The sequence below is a fragment of the Caloramator sp. ALD01 genome (assembly GCF_000472625.1).
In the GTDB taxonomy this organism is placed as follows: domain Bacteria; phylum Bacillota; class Clostridia; order Clostridiales; family Caloramatoraceae; genus Thermobrachium; species Thermobrachium proteoclasticum.
In genome coordinates, this window is the sequence record NZ_AXAA01000064.1 from 1 (window position 1) to 2806 (window position 2806).

The window sequence follows — 2806 nt, forward strand, 5'->3', positions numbered from 1 at the left end:
ACTGGTACTAATAGGTCGAGGGCTTGATCATAAAAAAGAAGTTAGATGTTAGAGATTAGAAGTTAGAAAAGAACTTCTTGGTTGTGCAGTTTTGATGGAACTTGAAGTTGGAAAAGTGACCAGTTAGGAATACTTAAAAGGTCTAACATCCAATATCAAACTTCAAACATCTAAAATATCTGGTGACAATGTCGTGAAGGAAACATCAGTATCCATTTCGAACACGATATTTAACCGCAGGGCTGATGGTACTGCACCAATTCGGTGTGGGAGAGTAGGTCGTTGCCGGATAAAATAAAATATTCCACGGTAGCTCAATGGTGGAGCATTCGGCTGTTAACCGAAGGGCTGGAGGTTCGAGTCCTCTCCGTGGAGCCACTTTGAATGTAGGAGGTTGCAAAAGCAACCTCTTTTTATATTTATTAATACAGGCTCTTTGTCAATTGTTGGGGCGGGTATTCAATTAGAATGCCTGTCCTTTCTTGTTTGAGAGTGATTTTATAAAGATAGGTGTAAATGTCAATATCTTTTTGTACAAAAAGTGGAATATATTCATGTACAAAAATTGTACTATGATGATGCAGAAGAAGAATGGGAAGAACTATTAAAATAGTTTATTTTTGATTTCAGTCTATATGAAGGACCTTTTATAGATATTACATGAGAATGATGTAGTAATCTATCTGATATAGCATTTGCAATTGTTGCAGAACCAAACACTTCTCCCCAGTTTGAAAAAGGCATATTGGTAGTTATTATTGTTGAATGCTTTTCATATCGCTTAGATATTAACTGAAAGAATATATTAGCAGCATCTGTATCTATAGGTAAATAACCAACTTCATCTATTATAAGCACCTTATATTTAGAAAAATGTTTTAACCTTGATTCTAAACGATTTTATGCTAATGCTTTTTTTAACTGCATCATCAGTTCTTGAAAATGAATAAAATAGGTTGAATATCTATGCTTAGCACATTCTATACCTAGAGAGGTAGCTAGATGGGTTTTACCAACTCCAGGTGTTCCTACAAATAAAATATTTTCATTGTTTTCTACAAATCTTAAACTTTTTAAATCAAGTATTTGTTGTTTGTTTATACTAGGTTGAAATTCAAATTCAAAATCATCAATTTCCTTTAAAAAGGGAAAGTTTGCTACTTTTACACAAGCAAGAATCGCTTTTTCTTGTTTTGATTTTAATTCTAAATTACTTAACTCATATAAAGCATCTACTATACTTTTTTCTCCAGAATTAATTAAATTTAAATATGTGTCTATATTGTTTTTAATATTTAAAAGCCCTAGCTCCTCTAAATTATTAAGCAGTTTTATGTAATTATTCATTCTACCACCTTTCCTGTTATAATATTTATTAAATTTGAATACATTATTTAGTTACATAACAATTTAATAACTCAACAACTTGTCCAACTGATTTAGATTATCATTGCATATTTGCTCTAAGTTATCTTGATTTTTTATAATGTCTTCTAATATTTCTATATAATGTTCAGGAAGATAATTAATTTTTTTGTTACTTAACTTATGGACACAAATCAATTCTGTGTTAAAATATATATGAAGTTTGTAATCAATTAATTTTAAGTTTAGGGTTTTACCTAAATATTTTTTAGGTACAGAATATTTATTCCCCTTGTAATATATTGTTGAATCTTTTAAAACTTTTGCTTTTTGTTCCAAATCTAAGTAATGCTCAATAATACTTGAATTTGGAAGTGGGGATAAATATTCTTTTTCTTTTTGGAATAGCAAGATTGGTGGGACTGATATAGCCTGATTAACTGATGAATTAATTTTTTTATTTATTTCTTTTATTATATTTTTCAAATCTTTTTCATCTTCAAAATCACCGTTGTATGCTAATATCCAATCAACAAATTTATTAGATGCTTCAACTTTGCCTTTAGTAAAAGAATGTCTAGGCTTGCATAGTTCTATCTTAAAATTAAAATCATCTGCAAAAGCTTTCATTTTATTATTTATTCTTCTCCTTCCATTTTCTATATCAACTACAGTTTTCATATTATCAAATAATATTCTTTTAGGAACACCTCCAATAGCCTTAAATGCATTAATTAAACATTCAAATAAATCTTGTTGGGTTTTGTTTTCTCTTAATTCAAAATAAGTATATCTTGAGTACCCTAATTTAAAATTAAATACATTTATAATAAATTCTTCACCATACTTTGAAATTAATTTAATATCCTCCTTCCAATCTACTTGAGCTTGCTCTCCTTCAGGAGTTTCAAATCTTGGATGAGCCTTTATTTTTTTAGCTGGTTTCAATCCTTTTCTTTTAACATATTTATTAAAATTTGAATATGTTCCTATTTCATATCCTTTATTTAAAAAGTATTCATAAACTCCTTTTACGGTAACACCTTTAATCTCAAGTTTCATTTTTATTTCATCATAAAATTTATCTAATCTGCTAGATTTATTTTTATTTTTAGGTTTACCTTCATATCCTTCATAATATTTTTTAATAGTTCTCCTATCCATTCCATATTCTCTTGCAAGTTCTGAAAAATTAGGCTTAATTTCCATAGCTTTTATTATATTTAATTGAGCTATTATATTTATCATATTTGGTATCCCTCCTATTAAGGATGGTACCAGATTTATGTACAATTTTGTACATTTTTATTTTCCACTTTTCGTGCATTTTTATTTTATCATTTACAATAGGTTGGATGGGGGAGAGTCCCCTGCAAAAAATTGCAGGACAAAAAGACCAACGGGAGTTGGTTTTCTAAAATTTGGTATTATAATTTACTTT

Annotated in this window: 1 protein-coding gene, 1 tRNA gene and 1 pseudogene; 1 reads left to right on the forward strand and 2 read right to left on the reverse strand. The window is 28.6% G+C overall.

All coding sequences use genetic code 11. The features are described from left to right. Positions 1-303 precede the first annotated feature (303 nt). Positions 304-378, forward strand: a tRNA-Asn gene (locus tag A3M9_RS0112210). Positions 379-570: 192 nt separating this feature from the next. On the opposite strand, the pseudogene istB reads toward A3M9_RS0112210, so the two are convergent. Together istB and istA are read right to left on the reverse strand one after the other, a co-directional pair. Further along, positions 571-1347 (reverse strand): annotated as a pseudogene (istB, locus tag A3M9_RS13960) (IS21-like element helper ATPase IstB). Between the two features lie 63 nt (positions 1348-1410). Further along, on the reverse strand, positions 1411-2613 hold the full coding sequence (gene istA, locus A3M9_RS0112220) for an IS21 family transposase (RefSeq protein WP_027309427.1): 1203 nt from the start codon (positions 2611-2613) through the stop codon (positions 1411-1413). Positions 2614-2806: the final 193 nt, after the last annotated feature.